The organism is Dellaglioa sp. CoH-55-MRSF-6 (assembly GCF_056782215.1).
Genome location: NZ_JBXAYJ010000006.1, coordinates 1 through 17,591, shown reverse-complemented (window position 1 = coordinate 17,591; position 17,591 = coordinate 1). Strand labels below are relative to the sequence as shown.

Genomic DNA, 17,591 nt, shown 5'->3' with positions numbered 1-17,591 from the left:
TTAAATCATCATTTTTTTATTTAGCATACTCAATTGCTCTTGTTTCTCGAACGACAGTCACTTTAATATGTCCTGGGTATTCGAGTTCATCTTCAATTCTGTTTTTAATATCTCGAGCTAAGACAGTTGCTTGAATATCATTAACTTCATTTGGCGTGACAATAACACGTACTTCACGACCAGCTTGAATTGCATAACTTTTCTGTACACCTTTAAATTCATGTGTAATATCTTCAAGTTTTTCAAGTCTATGAATATAATTTTCTAACGATTCACTTCGTGCGCCTGGTCTTGCAGCTGAAACAGCATCTGCCGCTGCAACAAGAATAGCAATAGTATATTTAGCTTCAACATCACCATGATGTGAAGCTATAGTGTTGATGACAACATCATTTTCTTTATACTTCTTAGCTAATTCAAGGCCAATTTCCACATGTGAACCATCAACTTCATGATCAACTGCTTTACCAATATCATGTAACAATCCTGCGCGTTTTGCTAATGTAACATCTTCACCCAATTCAGCGGCTAACACACCTGCTATTTTGGCAACTTCAATAGAATGGCTTAACACATTCTGACCATAACTTGTACGATAATTTAATCGACCAATTGTTTTAATTAAATCAGGATGAATTGTATGAAGTCCGAGATCAAAGGTTGTTTGTTCACCTAATTCACGAATTTTTTCATCCATTTCTTTACGTGATTTTTCAACCATTTCTTCGATTCGTGCCGGATGAATCCGACCATCTTGAATTAATTTTTCAAGAGTCATTTTGGCAATTTCACGACGAATTGGATCAAACCCACTTAAAACGACTGCTTCTGGCGTATCATCGATAATTAAATCAATCCCTGTTAAGGTCTCTAATGTTCGAATGTTACGTCCTTCGCGGCCAATAATACGGCCTTTCATTTCATCATTTGGCAAGGTAACTAATGAAACAGTTGTTTCAGATACCATGTCAGCTGCACTTCTTTGAATAGCTTGAGCAACTAAATCTTTAGCATTACGATCAGCTTCTGATTTAGCTTGCTTATCACTTTCCTTAATCATAACAGCTCGTTCATGACTTAATGATTCTTTCGTATCGTCCATAATAATAGTCTGTGCTTGTGTTTGTGTTAGAGAAGCAACTCTTTCAAGTTCTTCTTGTTGTTCCTGAATCAGTGAAGTAGCTTCTTGTTGTTTTGTGTCAACAAGTTTTTGGTCAGACGTTACTTTTTTCTCTTTGTTCTCAAGCGTTTGTTCTCGTTTATCTAGTGCGCCATCTTTACGATCTAAAGTTTCTTCACGTTGAATTACTCGATTTTCTTGCTTTTGAATTTCTGAACGTCGTTCCTTTAACTCATTGTCTATTTTATCACGATAACTTTGACTTTCTTCTTTAGCCTCTAAAACAGCCTCTTTTTTCTGAGTCTCAGCATCTTTCTTTGCACTTTTTAAAATACCTTCAGCCGTATGCGTTGCGACATCAAGTGTTTTTTCGAAATTTGACTTTCTATATGCAATTCCAATAAAAATTCCAACAACTAAAGCAATAATAGCGATGATAGCGAGGATTAATACGGTTGTTATAGATCCCATAAAAGTCCACCTCCGCATCATCAAATAATGATTAATTTAACTAATCATAAATTTTTAGATGTTTTTTATTTTGTTCATATACACTTTAGTATTTTACGGTTAATTGCCCCCCGCTGTCAACAACAATCCATTGCCAAATTTAATTATTTACTCATTAATTTCATCAAATATCCATTTAAGTCCACTTAGAACACTTCTTTGTCTAATTGTTTCTCTATTTCCAGCAAAATGAAATTGTTTTGCAATAACGGGACTATTTTTAATTGCTAATCCAATCCAAACCGTTCCAGCTTTCTGATTTTCAAGCTCATCTGGACCTGCAACACCAGTAAATGAAATAGCAATATTTGTTTTCATTTTATTTTGTGTTTGTTGGGCCATTTGTTTAGCGGTTTCTTCACTAACAACACCATATTTTTTAATATCTTCAGTCGAAATACCTAAAATATCAGATTTGGCTGTATTAGCATATGTTATAAATCCACCATCATAAATTTTTGAGACACCTGGTATTTCTGCTAATGTACTTTGAAATAATCCAGCTGTTAAACTTTCGGCTGCAGAAATAGATAAGTTTTTTTCAATTAATTTAGTTACAACAATATTTTGTAACGAATTGTCATCCCCATAGCCATAGAAATAATCACCAACTTTGGAAAGTACATAAATCTCCATTTCGTTAATTAATTCTACAGCTGATTTTTTGTCTGTAGGACTTGCCGTAATTCGCAAAGTGACCTCATTTGTCTTGGCGTATGGTGCAATAGTAGGATTAGTTTGTGAATCAATTATCTCTTTTAATTCAGTCACCAATTTAGATTCACCAATGCCATAAAAACGTAAAACTTTTGATTCAAGATGACTATTTAAGTTATATTCTTCTTTTAATAGCTGTTCAACTTCCTTATTAAACATTGTTTTCAATTCCTTAGGTGGTCCAGGTAATAATAAGAAATCACACGAATCACCTTTGTAAAAATCACCAACAGCCATTCCAGCATGATTTTTAATTGGTTTTGATCCTTCTATATACAAAGCTTGTAATTTGTTGTTTTCAGTCATTTGACGACCCGTTTGTGTAAAATGATCTTCTATTTTTAACATGGCGTCCTTATTTTCAACTAACTTCTCATTTAAAAATTTGGCGACCATCTGCTTCGTTAAATCGTCTTCTGTTGGTCCTAAGCCACCAGAAAGGATAACCAAATCATTTCGTTTTGAAGCCAGTTCAATTGCCTCTAACATTCGTTCTTCATTATCCCCTACAACTGTCTGATAAAATACATTTACACCTAAATCAGCTAATTTTTCAGCTAAGAAAGCACTGTTCGTATTTACAATTTGTCCTAATAATATTTCTGTACCAACCGCAATTATTTCTGCATGCATGATGTTGCCTCCTAATTTAATTAAAAAAGACTAAAACGGTTAAATGTTTTAGTCTAAATATTTTTATTTTTCAAATGAATCTGAGAAAATAGCTCTATTTTGAACAAAGTAATCAATACCTGAATAAACAGTAAAGAATAAACAAATATAAAGAAAAATGGCAGCCATAGGTACATTAATTGCTGCAAATAACACATTATTTAAAAACAATAAAATAATAGCTATCATTTGGGTTGTTGTCTTAATTTTGCCTGGCATAGCTGCAGCCATAACTTCCCCATCATTTTCAACAATAATCAATCGTAATCCTGTTACCGCAAGTTCGCGACAAACAATAATTGCAGCTACCCATGCAGGTACTTGGTTAAATGAAACAAGGATAACAAATGCAGTCATTACAAGCATTTTATCTGCCAATGGGTCTGCAAATTTGCCAAAATTAGAAACTAAATGTTGGCGACGTGCAATTTGACCATCTAAAAAATCTGTTAATGAGGCAGCTGCAAAAATAATTGCACCAATTAGATGTGTCACCTGAATCTGTGTACCAACCCAAGTAACCATTCCCCAATCAATTGGTAATAACAATACAAGCATGAAGATTGGAATTAAAATAATCCGCACAACCGTTAATTTATTTGGTAAATTCATAATGATCCCCTTTTTCAAAAATTGCCAACAACATAGTATCCGTTGTTGACAATTCTGGCTTATTTAATATTTACAGTAACTGTTCTAACTTGTAGAGTTGCATTTGTTTTCATAAAATTAAATTTTTTACCGTTAATCGTGATACTCATAGCTGGTGCATTACCAAAGCTAAAGACAAATGACTTTGTACCGGCTGGGATTGTAACAGTATCCGTTGCATCTGAGACAAGTGTTGCTTGCCATAGTTGTGTGCCATCAGCCGTAATTGAGCTCCAAGCAGCACTACCAGAAGCTACTAATTTAACTTTAGAAGTTGTTGGTGCATTTTCCATTGTGTAAACAGTGTTTGTTCCCGCATCTGAAACATATGTTAATTTTTGCGTTTTCTTATCAGATGAAGAACTAGCCTTTACTGATTCAGAACTAGAAGTTTTAGTTTTTGAGTCAGTTGAAACAGATACTTTAGAACTTGAACTTTCAATTTGAGTATCTGTATCTTTACTATTCAATGTCACACCATAAATTGTACCCAAAATCCCTAAGACAATCACAACAATAATAATTGTTGGCAAGTACGACATAAACTTATCAAAATTACCGTCTTTTGGTAGTTTAGCAGACTTTTCAGAACGTGATACTTGTTCCTTTGCAACGACTGTTTCTTGTGTATCTGGAAGTGTTTCATTGAATTCTTTTAATAATTTATCCCCATCCAAATCAACCGTCTCTGCATATTGTTTAACAAATGCTCGAACGTAAAAATCTCCTGGTAAATCAGAAAATTTTTCATCTTCAATTGCAATCAAATAACGTTTTTGAATTTTCGTCATTTGTTGTAAATCATCTAACGTATATCCTTTATTTATTCTCGCTTCTTGTAATGTTTTTCCAATTTCACTCATGTCTAATTCTCCACTTAGTTTAATAGTTAATCTTCTAACAATCAGTATAACATAATCGTCATGTCCAATTTGTTAAAATTTTATTATTTTATTTCAACCATCCGCCTGAAACATAAATCGTTTGACCGGTGAGGTACCCTGCCTCTTTGGCTAATAATTGTTTTACCCAAAATCCAATTTCTTCGGGATGTGCGAAACGTCCCATTGGAATTTCACTTGAGATATCTTTCTTTGCATCTTTCGAAAATTGTTGATTCATTTTTGTATCAACTGCGCCTGGTGCCACCACGTTAACCGTAATACCTAACGAGGCAACTTCTTTACTATAAGCATTGGCAAAGGACGATAACGCACCTTTTACAGTACTGTACAGTACTTCCATTGGGCTACCAACGCCTCCATAAATTGACCCAATAAATATAATTCGGCCAAAATGATTTTGGGCTAACTTTGGTTCCAATTTCTGAATTAATGCCAATGGTGTTTGAACTTGCATCTTCATCATTTTATCTAAATCAGACATTGGGGCTTCATTGAATAAATGGTAAGAAGTTGTTCCTTCAGCAAATATTACAGCATCTACGGCAAATAGTTGGGATATCACTGGATCAACATTAGTCGCTGTCATATCAAATTGTAACGGCAAAAAATCTTGTTTTGGATATTTTCCCCTCAACTCTTGTGTTAATCCCATAATTGCTTCATCATTTTGATAATAATGCATTGTTAGCGACCAACCAATATCTGCCAATTGTCTTGCAATCATTTGACCAATATCACCAGACGCTCCAAAGATAACTGCCCAACTCATTTAATCATCCTCTTTAGCCATAATTTGGTAGACACTAATTGCTTCAGAACGAATAAAATCTTTAGCTCCTTGGCGAACTTGATCTAATGTCATATTTTCAATAATTGGTGCCCTATCAAAAACAGTGGCATCATCAAACAAATCACCATCATACTGATTTGCAATGCTCTCAAGTGAGTTCATCGATTGAATGGATTGACCTAACATTTCACGTTTAGCCAATTCAAACTGGGCCTCAGCCCCTGAAAGGTACTCTGACGCATTCTCTAAAATATGAATAATGGCATCCGATAACTTTTGAGGGTCATCAGTATCACCACTAATACTTGCAAAATGGAAGCCACGTTCAATTTCAAATTCATAGCCAAAGGAATCATCTAACGTCCCTTCATCATATAATTTCATATATTGAGGGGCCGTGTCACCAAACAAAAGATAAAGAAGCATATGGATTGTCTCTTTGTATTTCAAGCCGTTACGGCCTTCTGGAACATTATCTAATCCTTTTATACCAACAATTGTTTTAGCACGTTGAATGGCCATCTCAGTTGCACGATATGGCATGATGTCTGAACCGTCTACTTGAGTTTCTGGAATTAATCGTTTAATTGTTTCTGCTGCTTCTGGAAACTTTTTATGATTTTGATTATTTTTAATTAAATCTAAAGTTTCTTCTGGATCAACATTTCCTACAATAAATAAATTCATATTACTTGGATGATAAAATGTTTCATAGCACTTATATAAATCATCTGCCGTAATTTTATCGATTGATTCAATTGTTCCAGCGATATCACTGCTAACCGGGTGATTTGGGTAAAGGTTACCTAAAATACCAAAGTATAAACGCCAATTAGGATCGTCGTCATACATTTGAATTTCCTGTCCAATAATTCCCTTTTCTTTTTCAACTGTTTCAGGTGTAAAATACGGATCTTGCACAAAATCTAGTAATGTTTCAATGTTTTCAGGAACATGATTAGAGCTTGAAAATAAGTAGCTCGTTCGTGTAAAGCTTGTGAAAGCATTTGCACTAGCACCATATTCTCCAAATAAATCAAACGCATCATGATCTGCTTTTTCAAACATTTTATGTTCTAAAAAATGGGCGATACCATCCGGTACATGAACAACATCTTCTTCACCAATTGGTACAAATACACTATCAACTGAGCCATAATTTGTTGTGAATATACCATAAGTTTTATGAAAACCTTTACGAGGTAATATATTTACTTTCAAGCCATTTTCCAAAGTTTCTGTATATAATATTTCGTCAAACTGCGGGTATTCTAATGTTTTCATTAATTAATTTCCCCATTCAAAAAGAAGATTGCTTGTAATTTAACATTACGAGCGATAGCTTGAACGGCAGCTTTATCCACGCTATTAATGCCGTCTATCCACTCTGTTGCACTAACTTCTGTGCTTGTTAATTGATCAATCATCGATTGATTAATTAACGCCATTTGTGAGTCAAGACTACTTTGATATTGGTTAATCATTGTCATTTTTGTTTTATTTAATAGTTCATCACTAATGTCACCTGCGATAATATCATCTAATTGTTGTTGAACAATTTCGATAACTTTATCTTTATTTTGTGGTTCAATGCCTGTTTGTACAGTTAAAATACCTCTAAATGTATCTAACGAGCTACTTGCATAATAAGCCAAACTAGCTTTCTCACGAACATTTACAAATAACTTAGCTAGTGGTGAACCGCCAAAAACGCCATTGAAAATAAGACCCGCATAGTACCCATTTTCTCTGTAATAAACTGGTAACTGATATGCCAGATTTAATTTACCCTGAGTCACTGCTTGCGTTTCTGTTTTAGTCACAACTTCTTTAATAGCTTGATCATAGAATATAGGTATCATTTTAAAATCTCGAGGTTTAAAAGGCAACGTTTTAACAATAGTTTCAGTTTCTGATTCATCTAATTCACCAAGGACGAAAATGTCTACTCGATTAGTTGTAAGCATTTGTTTGTAGTAATCAAATAAGCTAGTTGCAGTTATCTTTTCAATATCTTCTACAGTCCCATAGCTAGGAATAGCTTGATCGTTTTGAAAGTAAAGTTTCTGTAATTCTAATCCTGCGTACGATTGTTTATCATCACTAATACTTCTGATAGACATCATCAAATTTTCCTTTTGGCGTTTAAATGTTTCTTCGTCAAAATGGCCATCAGTCACATTCGGATTGAAAATAATTTCTTTGATAAAAGCAAATATTTTTTTTAAACTTTCTGTTTTATGTTCTAAGAATTTATCGTTTACACCGTTTAAAATTAAACTTATTAAGTGAAAGTTTCCTTTTTTACTAACAGTGATACCAAAACTTGCACCATAAAGTTCTGATAATTTTTCGGCTAATTTTTGTTGAGATGGATATTCTGCACTACTAATTTCTAATAAGTTAGCTAATAGCATACGTTCTGCAGATTCTTTTCCGGTTAAAGGTGCTATAAAATTAATAACGATTCTATTCGTTTTAAATTGACTATTTTCAATAACAGTTAAGTTGACACCTGTTTCTAATTGTTTACGCACGAAAATGTGCCTCCTTTTAAATCGGATGTTCTTTTACCATGATAATTGAAAGACTAGTGAAACACAAATTTAATTGTTTCGTAATCTGTTTAGGCTAAACAAAAAAACTGAAAGCCCTAATTAGGACCATCAGTTTCTTCATTTATCAACACTTTGCGCGGCTTACTTCCCTCTGGCGGTCCAACGATTCCTTTTGCTTCCATTTCATCAACAATTCTAGCAGCTCGATTGTAGCCAATCCTAAAACGTCTCTGTAACATGGATACACTGCAAGATTGTTCATGAGTCACTAATTTAACAGCGTCCCCAAATAATTCGTCTTCTGAATCAGACGCTGATCCTGAGTTAGCTGTTTCTTCATCAGTCACAATCATCGTTTCATCGTATTGTGGTTCTTGCTGATTTTTAATAAACGAAATAACACTTTCAACATCTTTATCTGAAATGTAAGCATCTTGTACACGAATGGGTTTATTTAGCCCCATTGGTAGGAATAACATATCCCCACGACCTAAAAGCTTTTCAGCACCATTACTATCAATAATTGTTCTCGAGTCAATCCCACTGGAAACAGCGAAAGCCATACGTGATGGTACGTTAGCTTTAATCAATCCTGTGATAACATCAACAGATGGACGTTGCGTTGCCAAAATCATATGGATTCCAGCTGCTCGAGCCATTTGTGCTAAACGAATAATCGCATCTTCAACCTCATTCGAGGCTACCATCATTAAATCTGCCAATTCATCAACAATGACAACAATATAAGGTAACGTTGCTCTTTTTTGTCCGTCATCTGCGTTTTCTTGCATAATCATTTGATTATATCCAGAAATATTACGTTGACTAGCATCTGCAAACAATTCGTAGCGTCGCTCCATTTCAGAAACAACCTTATGTAAAGCTCGTGATGCTTTTTTAGGATTTGTAACAACCGGCGTTAATAGATGTGGAATACCATTATAGACACCTAACTCTACTTTTTTAGGATCAATCAACATAAACTTAACCTGATTTGGTTTCGTATTCATCAATAAACTTGTGATAATGCCATTAATTGCAACTGACTTACCACTACCAGTTGAGCCAGCAATCAATAAATGCGGCATCGTTGTTAAATCTGCTGTTACCAATTGGCCTGAAACATCGCGACCTAAAGGAACTTCGAGAACTTTATCTGGTGTTGGATTCTTTTGTTGAGATTCAATCACATCCCTGAATGAAACCATTGATACTTTAGAATTTGGTACTTCAATCCCAATAAGTGATTTTCCAGGAATTGGTGCTTCAATTCGAATATCTTTGGCAGCAAGTGCTAAGGCTAAGTCATCCGCAAGGTTAACAATTTTACTAACTTTAACACCAATTGCCGGATGTAATTCATATTCAGTAACAGATGGTCCTAAACTCACACTTTTAATTTCAACATCAACACCAAAGCTTTCAAATGTTTGCTTCAATATTTTTGTGTTTTTTTCAATTGTTTTATATTCGCCACTTTGGTCTTCTTTTGGAATTTTTGTAAGTAATGTAACTGGTGGTAATTGGTAATCTTCATTATCATCAGCCACTGTACTTGATATTATCTTAGGATCATCTTCTGAATCTAATTCTGAATCTGGTTCTTGTTGCGTAATGATAGGTGGTTCATCAACGGTCACTTCTCGTTCAGTTTTTATTTCCTTTTCTTCAGTTCTATGGTCAATTACAGGTTTTAATTCTTCTTCATCTTGTTCTGCTTTATTTTCTTTTCTTTCTTCTTTAAAACTATCTATTGCTACTTTCATTCGGCGAAAACCTTCTCTTGTCCAAGCAATAATTACGTTTAGATAGCGTTGAACAGTATACATAACTTCTGAAAAAGAGAGATCAAAAAAAATAAATAATCCGGCTAAGATGAAAAGTACACTAACAATATAGGTGCCTGCTTGTGAAATTAAGAAGTACGATAATTGGTATAAGCTTGCCCCTATCATTCCACCGCCAACTGTTGAACTAACTGCAGATTGTCGAAAATCGGAAACAAGTGTCTGCCATGTATATTGAATAAATTGGCTATGCACCGATGAGTGCCCAACAAACCAGGCTTCAAGAAAGACTAAAACACCAACATATAAAATAACGGATCCCCAATTAATTCTTTTCTTAACTTTGGGCTCTTTTCCCATAATCATTAAGTAACTTCCATATACACCGAGAATTAATAATGCGAATTGATATGTATTACCAACAAACAAACGGAAAACGTTAGCAAATAAAGCACCCAAATATCCCAGTGCTAGCACACCAAATATTCCAAACAATAAAAATATAACACCAATTATATTTTTAGAAAATTTGTATTGAACTGTTTTTTTTGTTGTTCTTTTTTTTCTTTTCTTTTTTTGAGCCAAAACAGTTCCTCCTTCTGTTAAAATAGATACTCAATTATACCATATCTTAATTACCTTCCGTGTCATTGTCTAGTCATTTCCACAAAAAGAGAGTTAATAACAATTATGTTATTAACTCTCTTTTTTGGCTGTAATTTCTTTGCCATCTTTAACTAACAGTAACCCTTGATATAACTGTAAATCATCACCACAATCTGAACAATAATCCATTTGTTCCTCATTCCAAAATGCTGTCAAAAATTGACGTTTACTTTTTTGATGGCTAAATTCAGTGGTAAATGCGCTAGATTGTTCCTCAAAAAAAGCCATCGCTTCATCCATTGAATCAAAATCAACTGTTTTTTGAATATGACTTTTCCAATCATCAAAAAACCACCATGGTTCATCAAATCCAAACATTGTTATTACTTGAAACAAGTTAGCTCACACCCTTCCATTTTATAAAATGACTGTTCATCATAAATACCGGTTTATTTCTTAACCCGAAGCAAGTATAACCCATTTATGAATTTCTAGTCTATAAAATGCTCAAGCTACTTATTTTAGCTTATCATTTTCATACGTGTGTGTTTTATCTAGATTTAAAAAGTCTTGTTGTCTAAGTGTTTCATAAATTACAATAGCAGCTGAATTAGATAAGTTTAAGGCACGAATGTGCGTATCATCTTGTGGAATTCGGATTGCTTTCTCTTCATTTTGGCGCATAAAGTTTTCAGGAAGACCTGTTGTCTCTTTACCAAACAAGAAGTAATAGTCCTTATTCACATCAGAATAATCTACTTGTGAATAAGTTTGCGGTGCAAATTTTGAAACCAAAAAAAGTTGTTTCTGATCTGGAATAGATGCTAAAAAATCTTGTAAATTTTTATGATACGTAATTTTTACTTTATCCCAATAGTCTAGTCCAGCACGTTTTAAATATTTATCGTCTGTTGAAAATCCTAAGGGCTCAATTAAATGTAGTTCAGTATCCGTTCCAGCACAAGTTCTAGCAATATTACCTGTATTAGCAGGCATAAGTGGTTCAAATAATGCAATATGATTCGTCAAAAATTAACATCCTTTCAAAAAATCGTTATTATTTTAGGCAACAAAAAAACGCATCATTTCGGTGTGGGCACGGCGAAAAGATACGTTAATGAAGATCAATTTCCAGAAGCTGACAACATCGTCGACAGTCTCTAAACAACCGAATTCGTATACTCATAATACCACAGCAATTTATTCGTTACAACACTGATTCTAACTTATTTTTACGATATTTTAATAGTGTAACGTCAACCGTAATTTTGGTTAAAGGTTGTTTTTTAGCTTTAGCCTGATTATCTGTTGTAGCTCCCCAATGTAAAGGAGTCATTTCGAGTAAGGCAGGAAACAAGCCTTCTGGAATATCGAATTGATAACTAATTGTAATTTGTTCAGAGTCAGGATAATTTTCTTTAAACAGATTTAAAACCTTTTCATTACTATAACTCCTATTATGACTCTCTTCGTTATATAGAAGTTCGCGTAATTCAACTAAGTAATTTGAATTTGGAATGATTTTTAATAACTGCCCGCCATCCTTTAATACTCGATCAAATTCTGTATAAGCAGAAGGCGAAAAAATATCAATAATTGTTGAAAATGACTTATTATTAAATGGTAGTTTAGCCAAATCAGCAATACAATAAAAAGCATCTGTCTCTTGTTGTGTCGCATAATTGATTGCATCTTTTGAAATATCAAATCCAACGTAAGTGTCTTTAGCATTTTGGCGTGTTACTTCTATATCATGAAGTGGTGTTCCCTCTCCACAACCTACATCCATAATTGTTTCTTCTTCATCAGAAAGCTGCTCAAGAATTTTATCCGTAATCGGTTTAAACAAGCCTGCTTGTAATAACTGTCTCCTTGCTAACCACATATCCAATTCATAATCACTTTTAACCCCATGATTCAAGAAAAAAAGAGTTCCTTTTTTTGATAAATCTATTTGATGATTTTCAGGGCAAAACATCGTCTGGCCTTCAACTTTACTGTAGGGGTTTAAGCAGACAGGACATCTAAATAAATCGATTTTATTTTTTAAAAATACGGCACTTTTCTCAATTTTTTTCAATTTACACTTATTCCTTTTTATCGTTTATTTTACATTCAATAGCTATTTATTTTTCAATGTTAATGTAATGACCTTTAACCAATTCAACAAGTTCTTCACGTTTTACGCCAACAGAACGACCAACTTTACCAGCTGAAACCCAAATTTTATCGAACTCTTGAATTCGTTCATCAAAATAAATGGGAAATCCTTTTCGAACATTAATTCCAATTGGTGTATTTGCGCCATGAACGTAACCAGTAATATTGATTAAATTTTTATTATCTGCTAAATGCAATTGTTTTTCATTTAATTCACGTGCTACTAATTTTAAATCAATTTCAAAAGTAATAGGAAGGCAAACAACTACGTAATCTCTATCACCGTTACTTCCCTGTAAAACAATTGTTTTTAAAATACTTCTTTCATCCGTTCCTAGTTCTTTAGCTTCTTTGCTTGAATCCATTTGTCGACCACCTAAAAAATCAAAAGTATAGCTCTCAAATTCAATATGATTTTGATCTAAAATGCGTTCGTCATTTGTTTTTTTTACTTTTTCTTTTTTTGCGATAATAATCACTCCCAAAATAATTATAGCACGACGTCTATCTCTTCACGTATTCTTATTTAATTTTCGATTTATTTCAAAAATATGTTGACTAAATTCGCTAAATAGCGTAAATTATCAGTTGGTTACTGATAATAATTTAATAAATACTAAAAATAGTTCGTGTTTAAAAGAAATGGGGAAATATTATGCCAGTTTTTGATTATGAAGATATTCAGCTCGTCCCTAACAAATGTATTGTAAATAGCCGTTCCGAAGTCGATACATCTATTCAATTTGGCCCTCGCCGTTTTAAACTACCCGTTGTACCTGCGAATATGCAGACAATTATCGATGAACCGTTAGCAGAATGGCTTGCATCAAATGACTATTTCTATGTCATGCACCGTTTCGATGAAGAGAGTCGCTTACCTTTCGTCAAAAAAATGCATGCAAAAGGTTTGTTTGCTTCTATTAGTGTTGGCGTTAAACCACATGAATGGGCATTAATTGAAGAGCTTGCCGATGCTGATTTAATTCCAGAATATATAACAATTGATGTGGCGCATGGCCACGCACAAAGTGTCATTGATTTAATTCATCATATTAAAAAATGGTTACCAGAGTCATTTCTAATTGCTGGAAATGTTGGCACACCTGAAGGCGTTAGAGAACTAGAAAATGCTGGTGCAGATGCAACTAAGGTTGGTATTGGACCCGGAAAAGTTTGCATCACTAAAATTAAAACTGGATTCGGTACCGGCGGGTGGCAATTAGCCGCTCTTAGATTATGTTCTAAAGCAGCAAGTAAACCAATTATCACTGATGGTGGTATAAGAACTCATGGTGATATTGCTAAGTCAGTCAGATTTGGGGCCTCAATGTGTATGATTGGTTCACTCTTTGCTGGTCACAAACAAAGTCCTGGTGATTTAATTGAAAAAGATGGTAATCTATTTAAAAGTTATTTTGGCTCTGCCTCTGAATATCAAAAAGGTAGCCACACTAATGTTGAAGGTAAAAAAATGCTCGTTCCTTTTAAAGGTGACATTCATGAAACTTTACTTGAAATGCAACAAGATTTACAATCTTCAATTTCTTATGCTGGTGGTAATTCTCTCTCTGCACTTGAAAAAGTCGATTATGTAATTGTTAAAAATTCAATTTTTAACGGTGATACGCTTTAATCAAAAAAGTTAGACAAAATAAAATTTGTCTAACTTTTTTGATTATCTTTATTCGTTTTCTCTGATTCGTCATACAAACCAGAATCCTTTTTATACCATACAAAAATCCGCGTTACAATAACTTTTAGAATTGCATATCCTGGGATTCCAAAAATAACACCTATTAATCCAAAAACCCGTCCCGAACCTAATAAAACAATTAAAATTGTAACGGGATGGATTGCTAAACTACTTCCAAGAATCAATGGAGAAATCAATCTTGCTTCAATTGTTTGTTCAACAATAAAAACAACAATAACCTTTATCAACATAATTGGTGACACGAAAGCAGCAATTACTAGTGCAGGAATCATCGCTAGAAAAGAGCCTAAATAAGGAATTAAATTCAAAAAACCTGCCAAAATCCCTAACGTTAAAGCAAACTTAAGACCAACTACTGAAAAACCAATAACAAATAATATGGCCACAAAGAATGCTACCGTTAACTGACCTCGGATATATTGACTGACTTGTAAATTAATTTCATCTAATAATTCAATGATTGATTTGCGATATCTTACTGGGAAAAAATTTGATAAATACTCAGGTAAATCGTGCCCATCTTTTAATAAATAAAATAAGATAAAGGGTGCTGTTACTAATCCAATGATAAATGTCGTTACAGTACCAACAACGCTACCTAAAGAATCAACTGTTGATCCAATAACTGAGCTCGCTTTTTTGGATACTGTTCCTACGATATCTGTATTTATTTTTTCAATTGAAGTTTTAATAGTATCAAATAAAGATGACGACATAAAATCATTCGTTTGATGTGTGATATTTGACCAATACGTCGGCCAATTTTTAATAATACTAATTGTTTGTGTTTGTACAGCAGGAATCAAAACGACAATCCCCCATACTAAAAACCCAGAAATTACTATAAATACAACTGTAATAACCAAACTTCGATTCAATTTAAAGCGCGTTTCACAAAAATCTATCAATGGGGATATTAAATAATACAGCACGCCAGCTAAAACAATTGGGAAGCCAATAATGCTTAATAACTCTCCAATTGGTGCGAAAAACCAGCCCACTTGTGCTAACATAAAAATAATTAGCAAACTTAACAAAACAATTGATAAAATGCTAACTGTTTTATTATTAACAACCCATTTCCAAAACCATGATCGTTGTGAAGTCGATTTTTCATTTGGGAGCATTTTAATCTACTCCTTTACTTATACGTGATTGTATTACCGACTTTAAAAGTTGGCAATACATGCGGTGTTAAATAAATACCATTTGGTTGTGGATGTTCTGGAACTTCCATAAAGAACAAGGTAGCATGCCCAACCGACTCAAAATTACTTGAAACTAACTCTCCAGCGAAATCAATTTTATAAGTTTGTTCATTAATAATCATTTCATCACCTGTTTTTGGCGAAATAATTTTTTTATCATCTTCAAATGATTGAATGACAGAAACTTGTCTTAAATCATCCGTTGCACTCTGATTGAAAAGGATAACAATAGGTTCCTTTTTTGAGATGGCATCTTTTCCAATTTCTTCAATTCTTGCTGTAATCATACTTTATCGTCTCCCTTATCCTTTATAGTTACCTATAATTATAGCATAGTCCCCAGTATAAATAATAACGTTTACAAAAATATATGATATAATATTGACAATATCATGAGGAGGTATTTGTAACTATGAAAGAGACTATTTTGTTTGGTACATATACAAAAAAGACAAGTACTGGTATCCAACGAGCTCAACTTGATACAATTGAAAAAAAAGTTTCTAACGCTACACCCTATATAAAGGTTGAAAATCCAACTTATCTCACGAAATCGGACAAAGGTGTCTTATATACCGTTTCAAAGAGGTCAGATTTAGGTGGTATATCAGCCTTTACCCTTGCATCAGAAAATCCCCAATTTTTAAATGACGTTTCAGCTGAAGGCGCTCCGCCTGCTTACGTTGCTGTTGATAATAACCGTCAATTAGTCTACAGCTCAAACTACCATAAGGGTCTTATTTCCATTTCAAAAATTCAAACTGATGGCTCATTAGCTCTTATTAATGAAGTTACAAATGAAGGTCATGGTCCAAAACCAGAACAAACAAGCTCTCATATTCATTTCACTGATTTAACACCAGACAATAGGTTAGTTGTTTGTGACCTTGGAACTGATCAAGTGTTAACTTTTGATGTGTCAGATAATGGTGCTATTAAACAAATTGCTGAGTATCGTTCAGAGCCTGGGTTCGGTTCTCGTCATATTGTTTTCCATAAAAATGGAAAATTAGCATACTTAGCTGGAGAGCTCTCAAGTGAAGTTTCGTTACTTAGCTACAATCAAACGGATGGTTCATTTAAAGAGATTCAAACACTTTCATCAATTCCATCTGATTGGAATGCTCATAACGGAATTGCTGCTATTCGCATTTCTAAAGATAGCCGCTTTTTGTATGTCTCTAATCGCGGAAACAACTCAATTGCTTGTTATTCACTTGCTGTTGATGGCACAATGACACTTATTCAACTTATTTCAACTGAAGGTGACTTTCCTCGTGATTTCAGTTTAAATAAAACAGAACAATTTTTGGTTGTTGCTAACCAAAACACTGATAATGCTACCTTATTCGAACGTGATTCAACCTCTGGTAAATTAACTTTACTTCAAAAAGATATTGCCGTTCCAGAATCCGTTTGCGTTTATTTTGAAAATTAGGAGAAATTAAATTTGTTAATTAAAGAAGTTGCAGTTGAAAATTTTACTGATATCCCAAAACAATTTGCCGCTGGTGCTAATCGTTTTGAACTTTGCGATAATCTTGCTGTCGGTGGTACAACTGTCAGTAAAGGTGTTATGTCTGAAACAATGCGTTATGCACAGGACAATGAAGTCCCTGTAATGGCAATGATTCGTCCCCGTGGCGGAAATTTCGTTTATAACGATACCGAATTAAAAATTATGGAGGCTGATTTATTTCAGGCTCAACAACTTGGTGTAGATGGCGTCGTATTTGGCGCTTTAGATACGAATAATAACTTAGACATAGAGGCGATGGAGTTTTTAATTGCAGCAAGTGGTGGCATGCAAATCACTTTCCATATGGCTTTTGATGAAATTCCTAATAATGCACAACTTGATGCGCTATCTTGGTTAGCAGAGCATGATATCGATCGTGTTTTAACGCATGGCGGATCACTTGATAAGCCTATCGAGGAAACGTTACCCCACCTCAAAGAAATTATTGACTGGTCAAACGGTCTCATTAAAATTGTTCCAGGTGGCGGTATTACACTTGATAATGTTGATACTATTGCTGCTAAATTAAACGTTAAAGAGCTTCATGGTACAAAAATAATTTTAAAATAATCATCTAAAAAGGTTCCAACAACTTCATGTACTAGGCCCTGTCAAGTTGACGGATGAAATAATATAAAATTTAATATGTTTCTAAATGGCTTTATCCCAGTATT

The 17,591-nt window shown here is 33.9% G+C and carries 17 protein-coding genes; 3 read left to right on the top strand and 14 right to left on the bottom strand.

The window, feature by feature from the left end:
* Positions 1–16: 16 nt before the first annotated feature.
* The 12 genes from rny to AC1RPK_RS06395 all read right to left on the bottom strand — a co-directional run bounded on the left by rny (position 17) and on the right by AC1RPK_RS06395 (position 12,946).
* The gene (rny, locus tag AC1RPK_RS06450) at positions 17–1,591 is read right to left on the bottom strand and encodes a ribonuclease Y (RefSeq protein ID WP_481761847.1); all 1,575 of its coding nucleotides are present in this window, start codon (positions 1,589–1,591) and stop codon (positions 17–19) included.
* A gap of 147 nt (positions 1,592–1,738) precedes the next feature.
* On the bottom strand, positions 1,739–2,980 hold the full coding sequence (locus tag AC1RPK_RS06445; RefSeq protein ID WP_481761848.1) for a competence/damage-inducible protein A: 1,242 nt from the start codon (positions 2,978–2,980) through the stop codon (positions 1,739–1,741).
* Between the two features lie 63 nt (positions 2,981–3,043).
* Entirely contained in the window at positions 3,044–3,631 is a 588-nt protein-coding gene (gene pgsA, locus AC1RPK_RS06440) for a CDP-diacylglycerol--glycerol-3-phosphate 3-phosphatidyltransferase (RefSeq protein WP_481761849.1), read from the bottom strand.
* 59 nt (positions 3,632–3,690) lie between these two features.
* Positions 3,691–4,533: a helix-turn-helix domain-containing protein gene (locus AC1RPK_RS06435; protein WP_481761850.1), complete on the bottom strand. Its 843-nt coding sequence runs from the start codon at positions 4,531–4,533 to the stop codon at positions 3,691–3,693.
* 88 nt (positions 4,534–4,621) lie between these two features.
* Entirely contained in the window at positions 4,622–5,344 is a 723-nt protein-coding gene (ymfI, locus tag AC1RPK_RS06430) for an elongation factor P 5-aminopentanone reductase (protein WP_481761851.1), read from the bottom strand.
* Complete coding sequence (yfmH, locus tag AC1RPK_RS06425; RefSeq protein ID WP_481761852.1) at positions 5,345–6,649, bottom strand: EF-P 5-aminopentanol modification-associated protein YfmH; 1,305 nt, start codon at positions 6,647–6,649, stop codon at positions 5,345–5,347. It abuts the gene before it with no gap.
* A complete protein-coding gene (gene yfmF / locus AC1RPK_RS06420; RefSeq protein ID WP_481761853.1) occupies positions 6,649–7,902 on the bottom strand; it encodes an EF-P 5-aminopentanol modification-associated protein YfmF in 1,254 nt (417 codons plus the stop codon). The genes yfmH and yfmF overlap by 1 nt, the downstream gene beginning before the upstream one ends.
* Before the next feature lie 116 nt (positions 7,903–8,018).
* Entirely contained in the window at positions 8,019–10,295 is a 2,277-nt protein-coding gene (locus AC1RPK_RS06415) for an FtsK/SpoIIIE family DNA translocase (RefSeq protein WP_481761854.1), read from the bottom strand.
* Between the two features lie 111 nt (positions 10,296–10,406).
* Positions 10,407–10,712, bottom strand: a complete 306-nt coding sequence (locus AC1RPK_RS06410) for a DUF1033 family protein (protein ID WP_481761855.1) — start codon at positions 10,710–10,712, stop codon at positions 10,407–10,409.
* A 120-nt stretch (positions 10,713–10,832) separates the two neighbouring features.
* Complete coding sequence (trmL, locus tag AC1RPK_RS06405; protein ID WP_409021458.1) at positions 10,833–11,345, bottom strand: tRNA (uridine(34)/cytosine(34)/5-carboxymethylaminomethyluridine(34)-2'-O)-methyltransferase TrmL; 513 nt, start codon at positions 11,343–11,345, stop codon at positions 10,833–10,835.
* 178 nt (positions 11,346–11,523) lie between these two features.
* Entirely contained in the window at positions 11,524–12,396 is an 873-nt protein-coding gene (locus AC1RPK_RS06400; RefSeq protein WP_481761856.1) for a methyltransferase domain-containing protein, read from the bottom strand.
* 46 nt (positions 12,397–12,442) lie between these two features.
* Positions 12,443–12,946, bottom strand: coding sequence for a YbaK/EbsC family protein (locus AC1RPK_RS06395; RefSeq protein ID WP_481761863.1), 504 nt, complete (start codon positions 12,944–12,946; stop codon positions 12,443–12,445).
* A 185-nt stretch (positions 12,947–13,131) separates the two neighbouring features.
* Here AC1RPK_RS06395 and guaC point away from each other — a divergent pair, with 185 nt between their 5' ends.
* Positions 13,132–14,109, top strand: coding sequence for a GMP reductase (gene guaC / locus AC1RPK_RS06390; protein ID WP_481761857.1), 978 nt, complete (start codon positions 13,132–13,134; stop codon positions 14,107–14,109).
* Between the two features lie 29 nt (positions 14,110–14,138).
* On the opposite strand, the gene AC1RPK_RS06385 is transcribed toward guaC, so the two are convergent.
* Both AC1RPK_RS06385 and AC1RPK_RS06380 read right to left on the bottom strand, forming a co-directional pair.
* Positions 14,139–15,317: an AI-2E family transporter gene (locus AC1RPK_RS06385; protein WP_481761858.1), complete on the bottom strand. Its 1,179-nt coding sequence runs from the start codon at positions 15,315–15,317 to the stop codon at positions 14,139–14,141.
* 14 nt (positions 15,318–15,331) lie between these two features.
* Positions 15,332–15,685: a PTS glucitol/sorbitol transporter subunit IIA gene (locus tag AC1RPK_RS06380; protein ID WP_409021462.1), complete on the bottom strand. Its 354-nt coding sequence runs from the start codon at positions 15,683–15,685 to the stop codon at positions 15,332–15,334.
* Between the two features lie 125 nt (positions 15,686–15,810).
* On the opposite strand from AC1RPK_RS06380, the gene AC1RPK_RS06375 reads away from it, so the two are divergent.
* Together AC1RPK_RS06375 and AC1RPK_RS06370 are read left to right on the top strand one after the other, a co-directional pair.
* On the top strand, positions 15,811–16,836 hold the full coding sequence (locus AC1RPK_RS06375; RefSeq protein ID WP_481761859.1) for a lactonase family protein: 1,026 nt from the start codon (positions 15,811–15,813) through the stop codon (positions 16,834–16,836).
* Positions 16,837–16,848: 12 nt separating this feature from the next.
* Positions 16,849–17,487 (top strand): copper homeostasis protein CutC, encoded by a 639-nt coding sequence (locus AC1RPK_RS06370; protein ID WP_481761860.1) that lies wholly within the window; start codon positions 16,849–16,851, stop codon positions 17,485–17,487.
* Positions 17,488–17,591: the final 104 nt, after the last annotated feature.

What these genes read in the sequence shown, in the direction of transcription:
- AC1RPK_RS06385 (WP_481761858.1), bottom strand. Translation starts at nt 15,317, where the DNA reads ATGCTCCCAAATGAAAAATCGACTTCACAACGATCATGGTTTTGGAAA.
- ymfI (WP_481761851.1), bottom strand. Translation starts at nt 5,344, where the DNA reads ATGAGTTGGGCAGTTATCTTTGGAGCGTCTGGTGATATTGGTCAAATG.
- AC1RPK_RS06445 (WP_481761848.1), bottom strand. Translation starts at nt 2,980, where the DNA reads ATGCATGCAGAAATAATTGCGGTTGGTACAGAAATATTATTAGGACAA.
- AC1RPK_RS06435 (WP_481761850.1), bottom strand. Translation starts at nt 4,533, where the DNA reads ATGAGTGAAATTGGAAAAACATTACAAGAAGCGAGAATAAATAAAGGA.
- AC1RPK_RS06380 (WP_409021462.1), bottom strand. Translation starts at nt 15,685, where the DNA reads ATGATTACAGCAAGAATTGAAGAAATTGGAAAAGATGCCATCTCAAAA.
- guaC (WP_481761857.1), top strand. Translation starts at nt 13,132, where the DNA reads ATGCCAGTTTTTGATTATGAAGATATTCAGCTCGTCCCTAACAAATGT.
- rny (WP_481761847.1), bottom strand. Translation starts at nt 1,591, where the DNA reads ATGGGATCTATAACAACCGTATTAATCCTCGCTATCATCGCTATTATT.
- AC1RPK_RS06375 (WP_481761859.1), top strand. Translation starts at nt 15,811, where the DNA reads ATGAAAGAGACTATTTTGTTTGGTACATATACAAAAAAGACAAGTACT.
- pgsA (WP_481761849.1), bottom strand. Translation starts at nt 3,631, where the DNA reads ATGAATTTACCAAATAAATTAACGGTTGTGCGGATTATTTTAATTCCA.
- yfmH (WP_481761852.1), bottom strand. Translation starts at nt 6,649, where the DNA reads ATGAAAACATTAGAATACCCGCAGTTTGACGAAATATTATATACAGAA.